Below are 18972 nucleotides of genomic sequence, written 5' to 3'. Positions count from 1 at the left end.
ACGGTGCGGACGGCCGTGCCGAGGTCTTCCCACGGCGATCAGGAGCCCCATGCCCATCGACGCAGCCAAGGCGCTCGCCGCCGAACCCCGGACCGGCGAGATCTCCTGGGGCACCAAGGACGTGCAGCTCTACCACCTCGGCATCGGCGCGGGCCGCCCCGCCACCGACCCCGACGAACTGCGCTACACCCTGGAGTCCCGGCTGCACGTCCTGCCGAGCTTCGCCACCGTCGCGGGCGCCGGATCCCCCGGCGTGATCAGCGGCCTGTCCATGCCCGGCGTCGACGTCGACCTCGCCCGCGTCCTGCACGGCGGGCAGAGCCTCCGGATCCACCGCCCCCTGCCCGCCGAGGGCCGCGCGACCGCCACCGGCCGGATCGCCGCCGTGTACGACAAGGGCAAGGCGGCCGTCCTCGTGATGCGCACAGAAGTGGCCGACGGCGACGGGCCGTTGTGGACGAACGACGCGCAGATCTACGTACGCGGAGAGGGCGGCTGGGGCGGCGACCGAGGGCCGTCCGCCCGGCTCGACCCGCCCGACGGTGCGCCGGACCGGGTCGTCGAACGGCACGTCCGCGAGGACCAGGCCCTGCTCTACCGGCTGTCCGGCGACCTCAACCCGCTGCACGCCGACCCCGAGTTCGCCGAACGCGCCGGCTTCGACCGCCCCATCCTGCACGGGCTGTGCACCTACGGCATGACCCTCAAGGCGGTCGTCGACACGCTGCTCGGCGGGGACGTGACCCGGGTCCGGTCGTACGCCACGCGTTTCGCCGGGGTCGTCTTCCCGGGCGAGACCCTGCGGATCCGTATGTGGCACACACCGGAGTCCACACGGGTCGCCGTCGGCGCCGCAGACCGGGACGACACACCGGTCCTCGCCGACACCATCGTCGAACACACCTGAGTCCACACCGCCGTACGAGGGGAGCCGCACCATGCGCGCAGCCGTACTGCACGAGATCGGCCAGGACAAACTGGAGGTCCTCGACGACGTCGAGGCGGTGGGGTTCGGACCCGGCAAGGTGCGGATCCGGGTGCGCGCCACGGGCCTGTGCCACTCGGACCTGTCCGCGATGAGCGGGGTGCTGCCGCAGCCCGCGCCGTTCGTGCCCGGCCACGAAGGGGCGGGGGAGATCCTCGAAGCGGGCGAGGGCGTGAGCCACCTGAAGGCCGGTGACCGGGTCGTGGTGTGCTGGCTGCCCGCCTGTGGCGCCTGCCCCTCCTGCAAGCGCGGGCAGACCCAGCTGTGCCTCGCCGGGTTCATGAACGCGGGCACCCCCAACTTCAAGCGGCCCGGCGGGGACGTCTTCGGCTTCGCCGGCACCGGCACCTTCACCGAGGAGGTCGTCGTCGACGCCGGCTGCGCGGTGCCGATACCCGACGACGTGCCCTTCGACATCGCCGCCCTCATCGGCTGCGGGGTGACGACCGGCCTGGGCGCCGCGCTCAACACGGCCGACGTGGAGGCCGGTTCCTCGGTGGCGGTCATCGGGTGCGGGGGCGTGGGCATCTCCGTGATCCAGGGCGCCCGGCTGCGGGGCGCCGCCGAGATCGTCGCGGTCGATCCGGTCGTCTCCCGACGCGAGGCGGCCCTGCGGTTCGGCGCCACGACGGCCGTCTCGCCCGACGAACTCCCCGACGCCACACAGCGGATCACCGCCGGTGAGGGCTTCGACTACGTCTTCGAGGTCGTCGGCAGGTCCGCCACCGCCCGCACCGCGTACGACACCACCCGGCGCGGCGGCACCCTCGTCGTGGTCGGCGCCGGCGCCATGGACGACTTCCTCCAGCTCAACATGTTCGAGCTGTTCTTCGATGAGAAGCGGATCCTGCCGTCCATGTACGGCGGCGGCGACGTCCTGCGCTCCTACGAACGCACCATCGCCCTGTGGCGCGCGGGCCGCGTCGACCTGGCCGGCCTCATCACCCACCGGGTCCCGTTCACCGACATCAACGAGGCCCTGGACCAGATGCGCTCCGGGACCGCCCTGCGCACGTGCATAGAGATGTGAGGACCCCCGCCATGTCGCTGCCGCTGCCGCTCCAGGGACTGTCCGCGATCGTCACGGGCGCGGGCCGCGGGCTCGGCCGGGCCGAGGCGCTGGAACTCGCCCGGCTCGGCGCCGCCGTCGTCGTCAACGACTACGGGCAGCCCGGGCGCGACGGCAGCGGCGAGGCGTCCGCCGGGCCCGCCGAGGAGGTCGCCGCCGAGATCCGGGCGGCGGGCGGGTCCGCCCTCGCGCACACCGGCGACGTCTCCGACTTCGCGCAGGCGCGCGCCCTGGTCGAGCTGGCCGTCGCCGAGTTCGGCAAGCTCGACGTCCTCGTCAACAACGCGGGCATCCTGCGCGACCGCATGGTCTTCTCGATGACCGAGGACGAGTGGGACGCCGTGCTCCGCGTGCATCTCAAGGGCCACTTCAACACCACCCGGTTCGCCGCCGCGCACTGGCGGGAGCGGTCCAAGCGGGCCGGGGAGGCGGTGTACGGGCGGATCGTGAACACCTCCTCGGAGGCCTTCCTCGCCGGATCCGCCGGACAGCCCAACTACGCGGCGGCCAAGGGCGGGATCGTCGGCCTCACCACCTCCACGGCCCTCGCCCTCGCCAAGTACGGCGTGACGGCCAACGCCATCTGCCCCCGCGCCCGCACCCGGATGACCGAGGACGTCTTCGCGGGCGTCGAACAGCCCACCGGAAGCGCCCTCGACCCGCTCGCCCCCGAGCACGTCGCCCCCCTCGTCGGCTATCTCGCCTCACCCGCCGCCGCCCACGTCAACGGACAGCTCCTCGTGGTGCACGGCGGGATGGTGGCCGTCGTCGAACGGCCCAGGGTCGCCGCCCGGTTCGACAGCAAGCAGGACACCTTCACGTACGACGAACTGGAGGCCGTCCTCGGGCCGTACTACGCGGACCGCCCGGCGGGGGAGACGTTCGCGGCGGCGGAGGTGCTGGGGCTCAGGCGCGGGTGAGAGACACGGAACGGCCCTTCCCGTCGTACAAGGCGTACGACGGGAAGGGCCGTTCTCAGTCGCGTGACCGACCTGCCCTCAGGCGGCAGTCCCGGCCTGCTCGTTCTCCGCCACCGGCTTGCGGTGGCGGCCGCGCGGCGCCGTCTCGCTGTTCTGCTTGGAGACCTCGCCACGGTGCCGGCCGTGGCCGGTGGCGGGCTCCTGGAGGTCGGAGTTGCGCGGCTGGTGCGTGCTGGCGTCGCTCATCGGATGGAATTCACCCCGTCAACATGATCTTTCTTACAGCCGGGCGAGTGTAACCGGCACCCAGCCCCCGGGATCCAGGAGGCCACGCCAACCGCCACTAGTTCGTTACAAGCCCTCCCAACGGGGCCTGTTGCAACGGGACCGGGCGGGGGGCGGAGGGGCCCGGAGCCGGGGGCGCCGGTTCCGGAGGGTGCCCCGGTGCGGAGGGCGTGCCGACGGCGGCCCGCCCGTCCGTCCCCTGCTCCGAACCGGGCGGCACGGCGCCGGGCTCCGCGGGCGTGACACCGGGCTCCGGCGGCATGACCCCGGGCCCCGGCGGCGTGACTTCAGGCCCCGGCGGCACAGCCCCGGGCGGGCTCACCTGTGCCACCCCGCACGACACCGCGGGCGTCGTGTACGGCAGGCGCAGCACCCCGTCCGGCGTCCACAGGCCGGTGCCCGCCAGCCACCCCTCGGGGGCCGGGAGATGGTGCACCCGCCGCTCCGCCGGCCGCCACACGCCGACCCAGCTGCCCACCGGCCCGTCGATGCGCAGCGCCACCGCGCAGCTCTCCGGCGTCAGCACCTGCCCCGGCTGGATCGCGAACGGTGTGACGGTGCAGTCCCGCAGCCGCAGGCACTCCGGGAAGCGCACCGGCAGTGTGCTGCCCAGGACGCCCCAGCCGAGCCGGTCCTGCCCCGGCGAAGGCGCGTCCGAGCGGACGATCAGCAGTCCGCTGTCGTGGTCGGCGAGCAGCAGCCGGTCGTCGCTGTCGGCGGCGATCTGCAGCAGCGGCGACACCTCGCCGCCGCGCCCCAGGTCCACCACGACGGTCTTGGTGCGCCCGCCGGCCTCCCGGTCCAGGGCCAGCAGCCGTCCCGCACGGTCCAGCCAGACCCCGCCCGAGCAGCGGCCGGGCACCTCGGCCAGCCGCTCGGGACCGCACGCGCCGCCCACCACCAGCCACACCGTCGTGGCACGCGGCCCGACCGCCAGGGCGTACGCCGTCTCGCCACCGGGGGCGGGCGGCAGCAGCCGCAGCCGGGCGGTGTCCCGCGGGCACTCGACCACGCCCAGGGGCAGTTCGCCGGTGCCGGGACCCGTCGGGTACAGCAGCGAGAAGGCGTGCCGCCCGGCCACGACACGGTGGATGAGGACCCGCCCGTCCCCTATCGGCTGCACCTCGGTGCCCGGTTCCTCCGGCTGGTTGCGGGGCAGCGGCACCGCGTACGGCTCGGGGCCGTCCAGGGTCCAGCGCTCCGGGAACCAGGAATCGCCGGCCGACGCGAGGCGCGCCGCGTAGGCGCCGTCCGCGCTGAGCGTGCATCCCGCCGGCGCGGCTCCGTCCTCGTGACCCGCCGAAGGCTCGATCGCACACGCTGTCATCGTTCGGTCACCTCCAGTGACGAACGTAGTTACCGTACGCGCGGGCGAGGAATCCACCGGGTCCCGTCTTCACACATAAGGGTGTTCCAGGAACGATTCGCCTGAGGGGAAGGGGGCGTTTGTGCTGCGCGGGGCGACAGTCGGCCGACGGGGGTGGTGGCGCCGGCACCGACGGGTGAGGGGGAGTGGAGGCGGAGGTGGCGGTGGCGGTTCAACGCCACAGATCAGACGGGTAGCCTTGCACCCGTGCCCCGTCTGTCTGAAGTCATCGCCGCGCTGGAGAACCTGTGGCCCGCCGAGCGGGCCGAGTCCTGGGACGCGGTCGGCACCGTCGTGGGCGACCCCGACCAGGAGGTCACCCGGGTCCTGTTCGCCGTCGACCCGGTCCAGGAGATCGTCGACGAGGCCGTGAAGCTGGGTGCCGACCTGCTCGTCACCCACCACCCGCTCTACCTGCGCGGTACGACCACGGTCGCGGCGACGCACTTCAAGGGCCGCGTGGTCCACACCCTCATCAAGAACGACATCGCGCTGCACGTCGCCCACACCAACGCCGACACCGCCGACCCGGGCGTCTCCGACGCCCTCGCGGGCGCCCTGGACCTGCGGGTCACCGGGCCGCTCGTCCCCGACCCCGCCGACCCCCAGGGCCGCCGGGGCCTGGGCCGCGTCTGCGCCCTCGACCAGCCGCTGACCGTCCGCGAGCTCGCCGCCCGCGCCGCCGAGCGGCTGCCCGCCACCGCGCAGGGCATCCGGGTCGCCGGTGACCTGGAGGCGCCGGTGCGCACCGTCGCCGTCAGCGGCGGCTCCGGCGACAGCCTCTTCGACCATGTGCGCGCGGCCGGTGTCGACGCCTTCCTCACCGCGGACCTGCGCCACCACCCGGCGTCCGAAGCCGTCGCCCACAGCCCCCTCGCGCTGCTCGACGCGGCGCACTGGGCCACCGAGTGGCCCTGGTGCGAGCTGGCCGCCGGCCAGCTCGACGAGATCTCCGACCGGCACGGATGGGACCTGCGCGTCCACGTCTCCAAGACGGTCACCGACCCCTGGACCAGCCACTCCTCGTCACCTGGAGCCCCCAACTGAACGCCGCGCCCGCCGACCAGATCCGACTCCTCGACGTCCAGGACCTCGACGTCCGCCTCCAGCAACTCGCCCACAAGAGGAAGTCGCTGCCCGAGCACGCCGAGATCGAGTCGCTGACCAAGGACCTCACCCAGCTGCGCGACCTGCTCGTGGCCGCGCAGACCGAGGAGAGCGACTGCTCCCGCGAGCAGACCAAGGCCGAGCAGGACGTGGACCAGGTGCGCCAGCGCGCCGCCCGCGACCAGCAGCGCCTGGACTCCGGCGCCGTCACCTCCCCCAAGGACCTGGAGAACCTCCAGCGCGAGATCGCCTCGCTCGCCAAGCGGCAGGGCGATCTGGAGGACGTGGTGCTGGAGGTCATGGAGCGCCGGGAGTCCGCGCAGGAGCGGGTGGCCGAGCTGACCGACCGGGTCGCCTCCGTGCAGGCGAAGATCGACGACGCGACCGCGCGCCGCGACGCCGCCTTCGAGGAGATCGACGGCGAGGCCGCCTCCGTCTCCAAGGAGCGCGAGGTCATCGCCGGGGCGGTGCCCGCCGATCTGCTCAAGCTCTACGACAAGCTGCGCGAGCAGCAGGGCGGCATCGGCGCGGCGAAGCTGTACGCGCGCAGCTGCCAGGGCTGCCGCCAGGAGCTGGCCATCACCGAGCTGGCCGAGATCCGCAAGGCGGCGCCCGACACGGTGGTCCGCTGCGAGAACTGCCGCCGCATCCTGGTGCGTACGGCCGAGTCCGGTCTCTAGATCGCTGGGAGCCCTTCCGGTGCGGGAGTTCATCGTCGAGGCGGACGGCGGGTCGCGGGGCAACCCGGGGCCCGCGGGGTACGGGGCCGTGGTGAGTGACGCGGCGACGGGGGAGACCCTGCGGGAGGTCGCCGAGTACATCGGCGTCGCCACGAACAACGTCGCCGAGTACCGGGGCCTCGTCGCGGGCCTGCGCGCCGCCCACGAACTGGACCCGGCCGCGACGGTCCACGTCCGGATGGACTCCAAGCTCGTCATCGAGCAGATGTCGGGCCGCTGGAAGATCAAGCACCCCGACATGAAGCCACTGGCGGCGGAGGCGGCCCGGGTCTTCCCGCCCGGACGGGTCACGTACGAGTGGATCCCGAGGGAGCAGAACAAGCACGCGGACCGGCTGGCCAACGAGGCGATGGACGCGGGGGCCAGGGGGGAGCAGTGGTCGGAGTCGGCCTCCACGGCTGAGCTCGACACGGCTGCCGCCGCCGTCCCGCCGGAGCCGCCCGGTGATGCGGTGGCGGGGGCGGCGCGGGTGCGTCGCGCACTGGCGGAGCGGGACGCCTCGGCGGCGTCGGCAGAGTCGGCCCCTTCGGCCCCGTCAGCCCCTTCGCCCGCGTCAGCTCCTACGCCCGCGTCGGCACCTTCGGGTACGGAGGCCGGGGCTCCGTCCGTCCGCGACGCGACGAACGTGTCCGGGCCGGGCGGCGAACCCGCGAAGGACTCCGCCGATGTCCGTGCCGCCGGGGCCGTGGCGGACGCTCGTGCTGCGGAGGGCGTCGTCGGCTCCGGTACTGCCGAGGCCGGTGCGGGTGTCCGTGCAGCCGGGGCTGCGGCCGATGGTCGTGCTGCGGAGGGCATCGCCGGCTCCGGTGCTGCCGAGGGCCTCGCCCGCTCCGGTACTGCGGAGGGCGTCGCCGACGCCGGCGGGTCCAAAGCCGTGGCCGACGCCCGTGCCGCGCAAGCCGTCGCCACCCCCGGCTGGGCCCCCGCCGACATGGGCGCCCCCGCCACCTTCGTACTCCTGCGCCACGGCGAGACCCCGCTGACACCTCAGAAGCGGTTCTCGGGGAGTGGCGGCACCGACCCTTCCCTCTCCGCCGCCGGACGGGAACAGGCCGAGCGGGCCGCCGCCTTCCTGGCCCGGCGCGGCACGATCCAGGCGATCGTTTCGTCGCCCCTCGCTCGCACCCGGGAGACCGCCGGCATCGTCGCCGCCCGGCTCGGCCTCGACGTGAGCATCGACGACGGCCTGCGCGAGACCGACTTCGGCGCCTGGGAGGGCCTCACCTTCGCCGAGGTGCGTGAGCGTCACCCGGACGACCTCAACGCCTGGCTGGCCTCCCCGGACGCCGAACCCACCGGTGGCGGCGAGAGCTTCGCGGCCACCGCCACGCGGCTCGCCGCGACCCGCGACAAGCTGATCGCGGCCTACGCGGGCCGCACGGTCCTGCTCGTCACGCACGTGACCCCGATCAAGACGCTGGTCCGGCTCGCCCTCGGCGCCCCGCCGGAGTCCCTGTTCCGTATGGAACTGTCGGCCGCCTCCCTGTCGGCCGTCGCGTACTACGCGGACGGCAACGCCAGCGTCCGGCTCCTCAACGACACGTCCCACCTGCGCTGAGCCCCGCCGCCTCGCGGGCCAGCGCCTCGACGCGGCCCCAGTCCCGCGCCGCCACCGCGTCCCGCGGCAGCATCCAGCTCCCGCCCACACAGGCGACGTTGGGCAGGGCCAGATACTCCGGCGCGGAGGCCGGGCCGATCCCGCCCGTGGGGCAGAACCGGGCCTGGGGGAGCGGTCCGGCCAGTGACTTCAGATACGCCGTACCGCCCGCCGCCTCCGCCGGGAAGAACTTCATCTCCCGCACCCCGTGCTCCAGCAGCGCCACGACCTCCGAGGTGGTCGACACCCCCGGCAGGAACGGCACGCCGGACCCCCGCATGGCTTCCAGCAGTGCGTCCGTCCAGCCCGGGCTGACCAGAAAACGGGCGCCCGCGGCCACCACGTCCGTGACCTGATCCGGACTGATCACCGTCCCGGCACCGACCAGCGCCTCCGGGACCCGCCCGGCGATCTCCCGGATCGCCTCCAGAGCCGCCGGCGTCCGCAGCGTCACCTCGATCGCGGGCAGCCCACCGGCGACCAGCGCCCGCGCCAGCGGTACGGCATCGGCGGCGTCCTCGATGACGACGACAGGCACGACGGGCGCGAGGTCCAGCACGGAGGCGGGCAGGGCAGAGGTCATGGCCGTATCCTGCCGCCCGCTCAGCAACATGCGCAAAGCTCATTGCACATGCTGCAACAGGTGCTTTCGCTGTCGGTGTCGGTCAGTGCACCTCGTCCACCAGCACGTCCAGCGCCCACGCCCGCCCCGCCTTGTCCGGCGCCTCGGCCTCCACCACGTACCCGAGATCCCGCAACGCCGTGACCAGCTCAGCCGGACCCTTCGGATCGGCACCTGCGCTCAGCAGGCTGCGCACGATCCGCCCCTTCGTCGCCTTGTTGAAGTGGCTGACGACCTTCCGGGTCGGCGCGTACAGCACCCGCACAGAGGCCGTCCGCCCGGCGACCTCGCCCTTCGGCTTCCACGCGGCGGCGTACGCGGCCGACCGCAGATCCAGCACCAGCCCGTCCCCGGCGGCCTCGGGAAGCACCGACGCCATCGGCGTACGCCAATGCGCGCCCAGCGCCCCGAGACCCGGCAACTTCACCCCCATCGAGCACCGGTACGACGGAATCCGGTCCGTCACCCGGACCGCCCCCCACAACCCCGAGAACACGAGCAGCGACCGCGCGGCACGCTTCTTGGCCGCCGTGTCGAGGGAGGCGAGCCCGAGGGCGTCGTACAGCACCCCGGTGTAGATCTCACCCGCCGGGCGGGCACCCGCCGTCCGCAGCTCCGCGTTCTTCGCGACCTCGCCCCTCAGACCCTCGCTCAGCCCGAGCACCTCGCGCGCCTTGTCCTCGTCACCGGCGCACAGCTCGACCAACTCGGTGAGGACGGCCTCCCGGGCGTCGGCGAGCCCCGGCAGGGACAGCGACTCCGGCTTCAGCGGCGCACCGCGACCGGACGACGCCTTGCCTTCGGACGGCGGCAGCAGGACAAGCACGCGTACTCCTTCGATCGAACTCCGCCGACAGCGTACGGGGGCACACGGGGAGCTCAGACCCGCGCCCGGCCGAGGGCGCGGACGAGCCCGTCGGCGTCGTCGGCATGGAAGCGGACCACACGCACCGCGCGCCGACGCCCGAGGAAGGTGAGATGGGTGACGGGTTCCGTCAGTTCGATCGTGACGGTCGTCTGCGACCCCACCTCCACGTCGAGCTCGCCGTCGGCCCGCTCGTGCGTCATCCGCAGCTCCCGCCGCGCCGAGCCGATCCGCTCCAGCGGAACCCGCAGATCGACATGGACGTACCGCCGGATCCGCAGCGAACCGCCCTCCACGTCCAGCACATGCGGCCGTACGACGGACGAGGCGTGCAGCCCGACGACGATCACCACCCCGTACAGGTCCAGCAGAAGGAAGACAGCGTGCACGGTCGGCCAGTCCCGCAACAGCACGGACATCGCCACGGTCTCCACGACACACACGAACCCGAACCCGGCCATCATCGCGCCCTGCCCGCGCGCGTACCCGAAGGCCCGCCCACCGTCCGCCCCCTGCGTACGCCGGGCCACCCACAGCACGAGACTGACGAGCAACCGCACCTCGTGCATGACGAGCCGCCGTGCGATCCTCATCGCCGCTCCTCGGTGAGGATCCGCAGCGTGCGGCGGATGGCTTCCGCCTGCGCCGGGGCGAGGTCGTCGTAGAAGGCCCGCAGGAAGCCGTGCTCCTGGTCGACGTCCCCCAGATCCGGGAACAGCCCCGGCGGGACGCAGCCGGCAAGGGCCCGTGCGGCCTCCGCGACGCGCGGATCATCCGGCTCGGCGCCGGCGAGCGCGTCGAGCAGCGCGTACGCCTCGTTGGCCCGCGCCACGGCTCCGGGCGTGCCGAACGCCTCACCCAGGGACGACACGAGCTGCTCCCGTGCCCCGGCAGGCATGGCCGTCTCCAGGAAGGCGATGATCTCGCGGTCCTTGACCGCCATCGGCGAGTCCGACAGATGCGCGGTCCCGGCGAACAAGGCGGCCAGTTCTGGCGACACCGGCCCTTCCGCCGGCACCCCGCCCTCCGCCTCCAGCAGCACCCGCAACCGCGCCCGCCGCTCCCGGATCGCCTCCTCCTGCCGCGCCAGATCCTCGTCCAGCTCGGTCAGCACCTCCACGAGGTCCTTCCCGGCCTCCTCCGCCAGCACGTCCCGCACCTCGGCGAGCCCCAGCCCCAGCTCCGTCAGCCGCCGGATCCGCGCCAGCACGACAGCGTGCCGCAGCCCGTACTCCCGATACCCGTTGGTCAGCCGCTCCGGCTCGGGCAACAGCCCCAGATGGTGGTAGTGCCGCACGGCCCGCGTGGTGACACCGACGGCCGCGGCGAGTTCTCCGATCCGCATGGGACCAGTGAAGACGTTGACGCTGCGGCAGGGTCAAGCGAGCCGCTCAGCCTTCTGACGAGGGCCGTGATCGTGTGCCACGATCGAGGGAACGGTTCCCGATCTCACGGACGGGTGGTTCGGCGATGTCCCAGTCTGGCGGGCGACAGAAGGAGGGGCGTGACATGACTGCCATGGCCCACGAGCCGCTCACGCAGGAAGAGGTCCTGCTGGAGGGCTTTCTCGCCCTGGACACCCCGGAGGGTTTCCGGGCCGAGCTGATCGAGGGGGAGATCGTTGTGACGCCGCCACCGGACGGGGATCACGAGGACTACATCGGACTCATCGTGAACCAGGTGATCAGGTGCTCCGAGACCGATATGCAGTTCTCGGGAAACAAGGGCCTGAAGTTGCGCAGCGGCGGAGCGTGCCCGAAGGACCATGTGGTCCCGGACGGCACTTTCGCTCCGCTTGAACGGCGCCTGTATCGGGGGGCCGAATCCTGGATGCCCTGCGAAGGCGTCGCCATGGTGCTGGAGGTGACGTCGACCAAGCCGAAGGCCGACCGCGAGGTCAAGCGCCGTTGCTACGCCCGCGCCGGCATCCCGCTCTATCTGCTCGTCGACAGGGACACCGCTCAGATCACGCTGTTCAGCGAACCGAAGCAGGACGACTACCGCGAGCACTGCGCCCGCCCCTTCGGCAAGCCGATCGCCCTACCCGAGCCGTTCGCTTTCTCACTGGACACGACCGACCTCGTCTGATCCCTGTGATCCGGGGGTAAGAAGTGGGCGTACAAGGGCGGATACGAGAACAGACCAGCTGGACCCGGGCACGACTGGGCCACTCCGGCCCGCCCCTCGACCTCCTCACCGCCCACTTCGACCAGCACGTCTACGCGCCCCACGCCCACGACGAGTTCACCATCGGCGTCACGGTCGGCGGCTCTGAGGTCATCGCCTATCGAGGCGGACGCATCCACTCCTACCCCGGTTCGATCGTCGTCCTGGACCCGGGCGAGATGCACACCGGCGGCCCGGCCGCCGCCGACGGCTACGCCTACCAGGCCCTCTACGCCGCACCGTCCCTCCTCACCGACGGCACCCTCGGCGGCCTCCCGCACTTCCGCGACCCCGTCCTGCACGACCCGGAACTGGCCACCGCCCTCCGCGCCGCCCACACCGACCTCAGCGCCTGCCCCGACCCCCTGGAAGCCGAGTCCCGCCTCCCCTGGCTGCTCACGGCCCTGGCCCGCCGCCACTCCACGGCCCGCGCGACCGACGACACGGTGCCCGGCGCCACCCACATCGCCAGGACCGTACGAGACCGCCTCGCCGGCGAACTCCTGAACCCCCCGTCCCTGGCCGCCCTCGCCACCGACCTGGGCCTTTCCCGCTACCAACTGCTCCGAGCCTTCCGCACGGCGACGGGCGTACCGCCGTACGCCTGGCTCGCCCAGCACCGGGTGGCGCGGGCCCGCGGCCTCCTGGAGTCCGGCCTGCGCCCCGCCGAGGTCGCCGGACTCGTCGGCTTCGCCGACCAGGCGCACCTCACCCGCTGGTTCCGCCGGGTCCTGGGCGTCACCCCGGCCGCATACCGCAACAGCGTTCAAGACACGACGGGCTGAAACCGCCGACACTCAGCGCATGACTGCACGCGGCTGGTTCCTGTTCTCCCTGATGGGAGTGGTCTGGGGCGTCCCCTACCTGATGATCAAGGTGGCGGTGGACGCCGTGTCCCCGTCCATGGTGGTGTTCGCCCGCTGCGCCCTCGGCGCCGCGCTCCTGCTCCCCTTCGCCCTGCGCCAGGGCGGCTTCGGCCGTACCGTGCGGGCGCACTGGAAACCGATGCTGGCCTTCGCCGTCATCGAGATCGTCGGCCCCTGGTGGACCCTGACCGACGCCGAACGCCACCTGTCCAGCTCCACCGCCGGACTCCTCATCGCGGGCGTGCCGATCGTCGCCCTCCTCCTGGCCCGCTTCTTCGGCGCGGGGGAGCGGGTGGGTGCCCGCCGCATCGCGGGCCTGGCCCTCGGCCTCGCGGGCGTCACCGTCCTGACCCTGCCGCACCTCACCGGCGGCGACGCCCGCTCCCTGGCCGAGGTGCTGGTGACGGTCGTCGGCTACGCCACCGCCCCCCTGATAGCCGCCCGGTACCTCAAGGACGTCCCGACCCTCCAGCTGATCACCCCCTGCCTCACGCTGGCGGCCGCCGTCTACGCCCCCGCGGCCTTCCTGACCCGGCCCGCCACCATGCCCTCGGGCGAGGTCCTGGCCGCCCTCGCCGGCCTGGGCGTCCTCTGCACCGCGATCGCGTTCGTGGCCTTCCTGGAGCTGATCAAGGAGGTGGGCCCGACCCGGGCCGGCGTGATCACCTACGTCAACCCGGCGGTAGCGGTCGCCGCGGGCGCGCTGTTCCTGGACGAGGAACTGACCCTCGCCATCGGCGTCGCCTTCACCCTGATCCTGGCGGGCTCGGTGCTGGCCACGGCCGCGGCGCCGAAGCGGGAGATCCGCCGGGTACCATGGTCGACACGGCAGACGAGCCGGGCGGACGGCCGCGTGGAGTCCCCCTGACGGGGAGCTCCCCGAGGAACGTCCGGGCTCCACAGGGCAGGGTGGTGGCTAACGGCCACCCGGGGTGACCCGCGGGACAGTGCCACAGAAAGCAAACCGCCGAGAGCTCCGGCCCTCGGTAAGGGTGAAACGGTGGTGTAAGAGACCACCAGTGCCCAGGGTGACCTGGGCAGCTAGGTAAACCCCACCCGGAGCAAGGTCAAGAGGGGACACCTCGGTGTCCCTGCGCGGACGTTCGAGGGCTGCCCGCCCGAGTCCGCGGGTAGACCGCACGAGGCCGGTGGCAACGCCGGCCCTAGATGGATGGCCGTCGCCCGGGGCTCCGCGAGGAACCCCGGGAACAGAACCCGGCGTACAGCCCGACTCGTCTGCCGCTCTCCATGCCCGCGCGGTCCACGCCGTCCGAAACGTAGACGGACAGAGCGCGACGGACCCGCCGCCCCGCCCCGTAGAGCAGTGGACAGGCAGTCCACAGGGATGGGGAGCAGGACGTGGCAGGGCACAGGGTCAGACGCGTCACGGGGACGTTGGCCGCGGTGGTGGCGATGGCGGCGCTCACGGCGTCACAGGCGCCGGGGGCGGGCCCGGCGCGGGCTTCCGCACCGGCTCCCGGTCGGGTACCCGCCGAGGACGGACCCAGCATCTCCGGCGACGCGCCGTACCACATCGAGCTGCCGCCACTGCGGACCGGGAGGCGCGCAGGCGGCGGGGCGGCGGAGGACGTGGGTGGCGCGCTGCCGGCGAGTGTGTTCGCCGCCTATCGGCGGGCCGAGGACCGGCTCGCGCGTGAGGCGCCCGGCTGCCGGCTGCGCTGGCAGTTGCTGGCGGCGATCGGGCAGGTGGAGTCGGGACAGGCGCGGGGCGGCAGGGTGACGTCGGACGGTACGACCGTGGCGCCGATCCTGGGGCCGCGGCTGGACGGCGTGGCCTTCGCGCTGGTCCGGGACACCGACGGCGGTGCCCACGACGGGGACACGGCGTACGACCGCGCGGTCGGGCCGATGCAGTTCATCCCGTCGACCTGGGCCCGCTGGGGCGCGGACGGCAACGGCGACGGGCGTACGGATCCGAGCAACGTCTTCGACGCGGCACTCGCCGCCGGACGGTATCTGTGTGCCGGCGGCCGGGACCTGTCGGACCCGGTTCAGTTGGACCGGGCGATCCTCGGCTACAACCACTCGGCTGCCTACCTGCGCACGGTCAGGGCCTGGTACGCGTACTTCCTGGAAGGGCACCGGGTGGTGCCGGACGCCCCCGCCGGGTCCTTCGCCCGGTCCTCCTCCGCGCGCCCCGAGCCGTCGCGGTCCTCCGCGGAGCCGAAGGAGCCCTCGCCGACCCCCTCCACCCGGCCGAGTGCCCCGCCGTCTCGGACCCCGTCACCCCCTGGCTCCCCGGCCCCGGCCGGAACCCGCCCGGCCACCGAACCCGGGAGGCCGGACGAGCCACGACTCCCCGCTCCCGAACCGGACTTGGAGCTCCCCGCCCCCGACCTGCTGCCCAGTCGCGCCCCACTCACCAGTAACAGCGCGGACTCGATGCCCGCCGCCCCCTCCACAACCGCCGATACTCGGCGGTAATGTCGCCCCACCCGCCGGACAGCACCCAACCGGTGGGTGAGCGCGAAGGGGCCCTCATGGCGACGGACATGCCCGCGGACATGCCCGCGGAGACACCTGCACAGACACGTGCACAGACGTACGCGGCCGACGAGCGGTGGCGGCGTATGTGGAGCCACCGCGAGCATCTGCTCAAGGTGGCCCGACGCAGGTCCATGAGCGCGGAGGACGCCGAGGACGCGGTGCACGAGGCGATGCTGCGCGCCGCCGAGCGGCCCGACCTGGACGAGGAGCGGCTCGCGGCCTGGCTCACGACGGTGACGATGCGGCTGTGTGTCGACCGCTACCGGCAGGTGAACCGCGAGGCCGAGGTACGTACCAGTCCGACGCTCGTCGCCCCCGGTCCGGTGCCCGTAGAGGAGGCGGTGTGCGACCGTGCCGAGGCGAAGTGGCTGGCGGTGCGCAGTGGTGAGCTGCCCGCGCGGCAGGCGGAGGCGCTGCGGCTGAAGTCGGAGGACCTGGACGTCGGCCAGGTCGCCGTCGAGATGGGGCTGAGCTACCGGACCGTGGAGTCGCTGCTGGCGCGGGCCCGGCGGACGCTGCGGCAGTCCCTGGCCGCCACGCTCGGGTTCGCGCTGTTCCTGATCGGGTGGGGACGCCTGCGCGGTGGTAGCAAGGTGCAGGCCGTGGCGGTGGCGTCGACGGCGGCGTCCCTGGCGGTGGCGGGGCTCGTGCTGCCGTACGCCCTCGACGGCGGCGGAGGAGGAGGGGGCCGTACGGCGCCCCGGCCCGCGGCCGCCTCACCGGATGCGGAGACGCTGGGGCCGGACGGTGATGGCGGGGGCCGTAGGCCTCGGGGGAATGAGCCCACGCTCGCGGCCGTCGAGCGCGGGGCCGCCGAGTCCCCGGCCGGCCGATCGCTCCTCCCGCTGTCCGTGCCGTCGCTGCCGCAGGTCCCGGACGTTCCGGTGTCGCCGCTGCCCTCGGTGTCCGCGCCCGAGGTCCCGCAGGTGCCCGAGCTGCCGAAGCCCAGGGTCCCCGACCTGCCGAAGCCCGAGGTGCCCGACCTGCCGGTGAAGCCATCCGCCGTACCGACGGACACGGCGACCCCAGCGGTCCCAGCGGCCCCGGAAGCTCCGACGGCTCCCCTCACACCGCCCACCACGGCCCCCGAGCCCACGGTGCCCCCGCTTCCGTAGCTCCCGGAAACCCGACCGGGACCCGCCCGGAAACCCGACCGGGACCCGCCCGGGACCCGCCCGGAAACCCGACCGGGATCCGACCGGGATCCGACCGGGATCCGACCGGAAACCCGACCGGGACCCGCCCGGAAACCCGCCCGAAAAAAATCCGACACTCGAGCGACGGACCCCCCGCCCCTCCCCGTAGAGCAGATGTCAGAGCTGCTCCACGGACATGGGCTGAAGGGCGGGACCGGATGGGTGTCGAGATCTGTGTGGAAGGGCTGACCAAGTCCTTCGGTCACCAGGTCATCTGGCAGGACGTCTCGCTGACGCTGCCCGCCGGAGAGGTGTCCGTCCTGCTCGGCCCCTCGGGCACGGGCAAGTCGGTGTTCCTCAAGACACTCGTCGGCCTGCTCAAGCCCGAGCGCGGCTCCATCACCATCCAGGGCCGGGACCTCACCAAGCTCCGCGAGCACGACCTGTACGAGGTGCGCAAGCTGTTCGGCGTGCTGTTCCAGGACGGGGCGCTGTTCGGATCCATGAACCTGTACGACAACATCGCCTTCCCGCTGCGCGAGCACACCCGCAAGTCCGAGAGCGAGATCCGGCGCGTCGTGCTGGAGAAGATGGACATGGTCGGGCTGATCGGCGCGGAGCGGAAGCTGCCCGGCGAGATCTCCGGCGGGATGCGGAAGCGGGCAGGGCTGGCCCGGGCCCTGGTGCTGGATCCTGAGATCATCCTGTTCGACGAGCCGGACTCCGGCCTCGACCCGGTCCGCGTCGCCTATCTCAACCAGCTCATCGTCGACCTCAACGCCCAGATCGACGCGACCTTCCTGATCGTCACGCACGACATCGCCTCGGCCCGCCAGGTCCCCGACAACATCGGGCTGCTGTTCCGCCGCGAGCTGGTGATGTTCGGGCCGCGTGAAGAGCTGCTGACCAGCGACGAGCCCGTCGTACGACAGTTCCTGCACGGCCGGATGCAGGGCCCGATCGGCATGGCGGAGGAGAAGGACGCGGCGCAGGTCGAGCAGGAACTCGCCCAGATCGACGACAGCGGGCGCGTTCAGGAGCTGACTCCCCGCCTGCTGCCGGGGCCGGGCGTCGCACGGCCACCCCGCTGGGAGGCGATCGCACGGCGCGAGACCCAGCTGCGCCGGGAGGAGGTGGCCGGGGCGTGAGCCTGTCACCGGCCGGAGCGCTGCGGCATACGGGCAGCCTCTTCGCGATGGCGCTGGACATCGTCCGGACGATTCCCCGACGGCCTTTCCAGGCCAGGGAGTTCATCCAGCAGGCGTGGTTCGTCGCGAGCGTGACCATCATGCCGACGGCCCTGGTGTCCATCCCCTTCGGGGCGGTCATCGCGCTCCAGATCGGCAGCCTGACCCGGCAGCTGGGCGCCCAGTCCTTCTCCGGAGCCGCCTCCGTGCTCGCCGTGCTGCGCGAGGCCTCGCCGATCGTCACCGCGCTGCTGATCGCGGGCGCCGGCGGCACGGCGATCTGCGCCGACCTCGGGGCGCGGAAGATCCGCGACGAGATCGACGCCATGCAGGTGCTGGGCATCGACCCCGTGCACCGGCTGGTCGTACCGCGCGTACTGGCGTCGATGCTCGTGGCCGTGCTGCTCAACGGGCTGGTGTCGGTGGTCGGTGTGGCGGGCGGCTACTTCTTCAACGTCGTCCTGCAGAACGGCACCCCGGGCGCCTACCTGGCCTCCTTCACCACGCTCGCCCAGCTGTCCGACCTGTGGGCAGCCGAGGTCAAGGCGCTGGTGTTCGGCGCGATCGCCGGGATCGTCGCGTCCTACAAGGGGCTGACCGCGAAGGGCGGGCCCAAGGGCGTGGGCGACGCGGTGAACCAATCGGTGGTGATCACCTTCATGTTGCTGTTCGTGACCAACTTCGTGATGACCGCGGTGTACTTCCAGGTCGTCCCCCAGAGGGGTTAGCCGATGAGAGTCGTCGACCGCCCGCTGAAAGTCCTCGAGGCGCTGGGCACCCAGCTCTCCTTCTACGGCCGCTCGTTGGCGTGGACGGGGCGCACCCTGCGCCGCTACAAGAAGGAGGTCCTGCGGCTGCTCGCCGAGGTGAGCTTCGGCCGGGGCGCGCTCGCCGTCGTGGGCGGCACGGTCGGCGTGATCGCCTTCCTGTCGTTCTTCACCGGCACGGAAGTGGGGTTGCAGGGGTACGCCGCTCTCAACCAGCTCGGCACCTCCAACTTCGTGGCGTTCCTCTCGGCGTACTTCAACACCCGTGAGATCGCCCCGCTGGTGGCCGGGCTCGCGCTCTCCGCGACCGTGGGCGCCGGGTTCACCGCCCAGCTGGGCGCGATGCGGATCAGCGAGGAGACCGACGCCCTCGAAGTGATGGGCGTGCCCTCGCTGCCGTTCCTGGTGACGACCCGGATGATCGCCGGGTTCGTCGCGGTGATCCCGCTGTACGTGATCGGCCTGCTGTCCTCGTACCTGGCCGCCCGCACCATCACCACCGGCTACTACGGGCAGTCCACGGGCACCTACGACCACTACTTCCAGCAGTACCTGCCACCGGTGGACGTCCTGTGGTCCTTCGGGAAGGTGCTGGCCTTCGCCGTCCTGATCATCCTGGTGCACTGCTACTACGGCTATCACGCGAGCGGCGGACCGGCGGGCGTCGGCGTCGCGGTGGGCCGTGCGGTGCGGACCTCGATCGTGGCGATCAACGTGCTGGACCTCTTCCTGTCGCTGGCCATCTGGGGCGCCGACACGACCGTACGGATCGCGGGGTGAGCCGCC

Annotated in this window: 19 protein-coding genes, 1 other RNA gene and 1 pseudogene; 15 read left to right on the top strand and 6 right to left on the bottom strand. The window is 72.7% G+C overall.

Annotated elements, in window-relative coordinates; genetic code table 11:
- Positions 1–49 precede the first annotated feature (49 nt).
- The 3 genes from ABEA82_RS00910 to ABEA82_RS00900 are packed head-to-tail and all read left to right on the top strand — an operon-like array spanning position 50 to position 2974.
- On the top strand, positions 50–907 hold the full coding sequence (locus ABEA82_RS00910; protein WP_345659375.1) for a MaoC/PaaZ C-terminal domain-containing protein: 858 nt from the start codon (positions 50–52) through the stop codon (positions 905–907).
- A 31-nt stretch (positions 908–938) separates the two neighbouring features.
- Positions 939–2015 carry a Zn-dependent alcohol dehydrogenase gene (locus tag ABEA82_RS00905; RefSeq protein WP_345659374.1) on the top strand — a complete coding sequence of 359 codons (1077 nt, stop codon included), beginning with the start codon at positions 939–941 and terminating at the stop codon, positions 2013–2015.
- Positions 2016–2026: 11 nt separating this feature from the next.
- The gene (locus tag ABEA82_RS00900; RefSeq protein ID WP_345659373.1) at positions 2027–2974 is read left to right on the top strand and encodes a 3-oxoacyl-ACP reductase; all 948 of its coding nucleotides are present in this window, start codon (positions 2027–2029) and stop codon (positions 2972–2974) included.
- 78 nt (positions 2975–3052) lie between these two features.
- Here the strand turns inward: ABEA82_RS00900 and ABEA82_RS00895 are convergent, their stop codons facing one another.
- Together ABEA82_RS00895 and ABEA82_RS00890 are read right to left on the bottom strand one after the other, a co-directional pair.
- Positions 3053–3220, bottom strand: coding sequence for a hypothetical protein (locus ABEA82_RS00895; protein WP_345659372.1), 168 nt, complete (start codon positions 3218–3220; stop codon positions 3053–3055).
- A gap of 97 nt (positions 3221–3317) precedes the next feature.
- Positions 3318–4586, bottom strand: a complete 1269-nt coding sequence (locus ABEA82_RS00890; RefSeq protein ID WP_345659371.1) for a hypothetical protein — start codon at positions 4584–4586, stop codon at positions 3318–3320.
- A 246-nt stretch (positions 4587–4832) separates the two neighbouring features.
- On the opposite strand from ABEA82_RS00890, the gene ABEA82_RS00885 reads away from it, so the two are divergent.
- The 3 genes from ABEA82_RS00885 to ABEA82_RS00875 are packed head-to-tail and all read left to right on the top strand — an operon-like array spanning position 4833 to position 8030.
- A complete protein-coding gene (locus tag ABEA82_RS00885; RefSeq protein WP_345659370.1) occupies positions 4833–5672 on the top strand; it encodes a Nif3-like dinuclear metal center hexameric protein in 840 nt (279 codons plus the stop codon).
- Entirely contained in the window at positions 5669–6412 is a 744-nt protein-coding gene (locus tag ABEA82_RS00880) for a zinc ribbon domain-containing protein (protein WP_345660092.1), read from the top strand. Before ABEA82_RS00885 ends, ABEA82_RS00880 begins: the two co-directional genes overlap by 4 nt.
- 19 nt (positions 6413–6431) lie before the next feature.
- Entirely contained in the window at positions 6432–8030 is a 1599-nt protein-coding gene (locus ABEA82_RS00875) for a bifunctional RNase H/acid phosphatase (protein ID WP_345659369.1), read from the top strand.
- Here the strand turns inward: ABEA82_RS00875 and ABEA82_RS00870 are convergent.
- From ABEA82_RS00870 to ABEA82_RS00855, 4 genes are all read right to left on the bottom strand, one after another.
- The gene (locus ABEA82_RS00870; RefSeq protein ID WP_345659368.1) at positions 8005–8652 is read right to left on the bottom strand and encodes a bifunctional 4-hydroxy-2-oxoglutarate aldolase/2-dehydro-3-deoxy-phosphogluconate aldolase; all 648 of its coding nucleotides are present in this window, start codon (positions 8650–8652) and stop codon (positions 8005–8007) included. The genes ABEA82_RS00875 and ABEA82_RS00870 overlap by 26 nt on opposite strands.
- 82 nt (positions 8653–8734) lie before the next feature.
- Entirely contained in the window at positions 8735–9517 is a 783-nt protein-coding gene (gene yaaA / locus ABEA82_RS00865; protein WP_345659367.1) for a peroxide stress protein YaaA, read from the bottom strand.
- Positions 9518–9570: 53 nt separating this feature from the next.
- Positions 9571–10149: a hypothetical protein gene (locus ABEA82_RS00860; RefSeq protein ID WP_345659366.1), complete on the bottom strand. Its 579-nt coding sequence runs from the start codon at positions 10147–10149 to the stop codon at positions 9571–9573.
- Positions 10146–10901 (bottom strand): MerR family transcriptional regulator, encoded by a 756-nt coding sequence (locus ABEA82_RS00855; protein ID WP_345659365.1) that lies wholly within the window; start codon positions 10899–10901, stop codon positions 10146–10148. Before ABEA82_RS00855 ends, ABEA82_RS00860 begins: the two co-directional genes overlap by 4 nt.
- Before the next feature lie 173 nt (positions 10902–11074).
- Here ABEA82_RS00855 and ABEA82_RS00850 point away from each other — a divergent pair, with 173 nt between their 5' ends.
- The 9 genes and pseudogenes from ABEA82_RS00850 (at position 11075) to ABEA82_RS00810 (ending at position 18966) form a co-directional block, all read left to right on the top strand.
- A complete protein-coding gene (locus ABEA82_RS00850; RefSeq protein WP_345659364.1) occupies positions 11075–11644 on the top strand; it encodes a Uma2 family endonuclease in 570 nt (189 codons plus the stop codon).
- Between the two features lie 23 nt (positions 11645–11667).
- Positions 11668–12507 carry an AraC family transcriptional regulator gene (locus ABEA82_RS00845; RefSeq protein ID WP_345659363.1) on the top strand — a complete coding sequence of 280 codons (840 nt, stop codon included), beginning with the start codon at positions 11668–11670 and terminating at the stop codon, positions 12505–12507.
- A gap of 19 nt (positions 12508–12526) precedes the next feature.
- Positions 12527–13306 (top strand): annotated as a pseudogene (locus tag ABEA82_RS38610) (DMT family transporter); the annotation flags it as partial.
- Positions 13307–13421: 115 nt separating this feature from the next.
- An RNA gene (gene rnpB, locus ABEA82_RS00835) (RNase P RNA component class A) lies at positions 13422–13827 on the top strand.
- Positions 13828–13947: 120 nt separating this feature from the next.
- Positions 13948–15033: a lytic transglycosylase domain-containing protein gene (locus ABEA82_RS00830; RefSeq protein WP_345659361.1), complete on the top strand. Its 1086-nt coding sequence runs from the start codon at positions 13948–13950 to the stop codon at positions 15031–15033.
- A gap of 56 nt (positions 15034–15089) precedes the next feature.
- Positions 15090–16211: an RNA polymerase sigma factor gene (locus ABEA82_RS00825; protein WP_345659360.1), complete on the top strand. Its 1122-nt coding sequence runs from the start codon at positions 15090–15092 to the stop codon at positions 16209–16211.
- 239 nt (positions 16212–16450) lie between these two features.
- Positions 16451–17380 (top strand): ABC transporter ATP-binding protein, encoded by a 930-nt coding sequence (locus tag ABEA82_RS00820; protein WP_345659359.1) that lies wholly within the window; start codon positions 16451–16453, stop codon positions 17378–17380.
- Complete coding sequence (locus ABEA82_RS00815; protein ID WP_345659358.1) at positions 17377–18147, top strand: MlaE family ABC transporter permease; 771 nt, start codon at positions 17377–17379, stop codon at positions 18145–18147. The genes ABEA82_RS00820 and ABEA82_RS00815 overlap by 4 nt, the downstream gene beginning before the upstream one ends.
- Before the next feature lie 3 nt (positions 18148–18150).
- Positions 18151–18966 carry an MlaE family ABC transporter permease gene (locus ABEA82_RS00810; protein WP_345659357.1) on the top strand — a complete coding sequence of 272 codons (816 nt, stop codon included), beginning with the start codon at positions 18151–18153 and terminating at the stop codon, positions 18964–18966.
- Positions 18967–18972: the final 6 nt, after the last annotated feature.

Source organism: Streptomyces venetus (assembly GCF_039540295.1).
GTDB lineage: Bacteria > Actinomycetota > Actinomycetes > Streptomycetales > Streptomycetaceae > Streptomyces > Streptomyces venetus.
The sequence above is the reverse complement of the archived record's forward strand: the minus strand, read 5'-3'. Positions and strand labels throughout refer to the sequence as shown.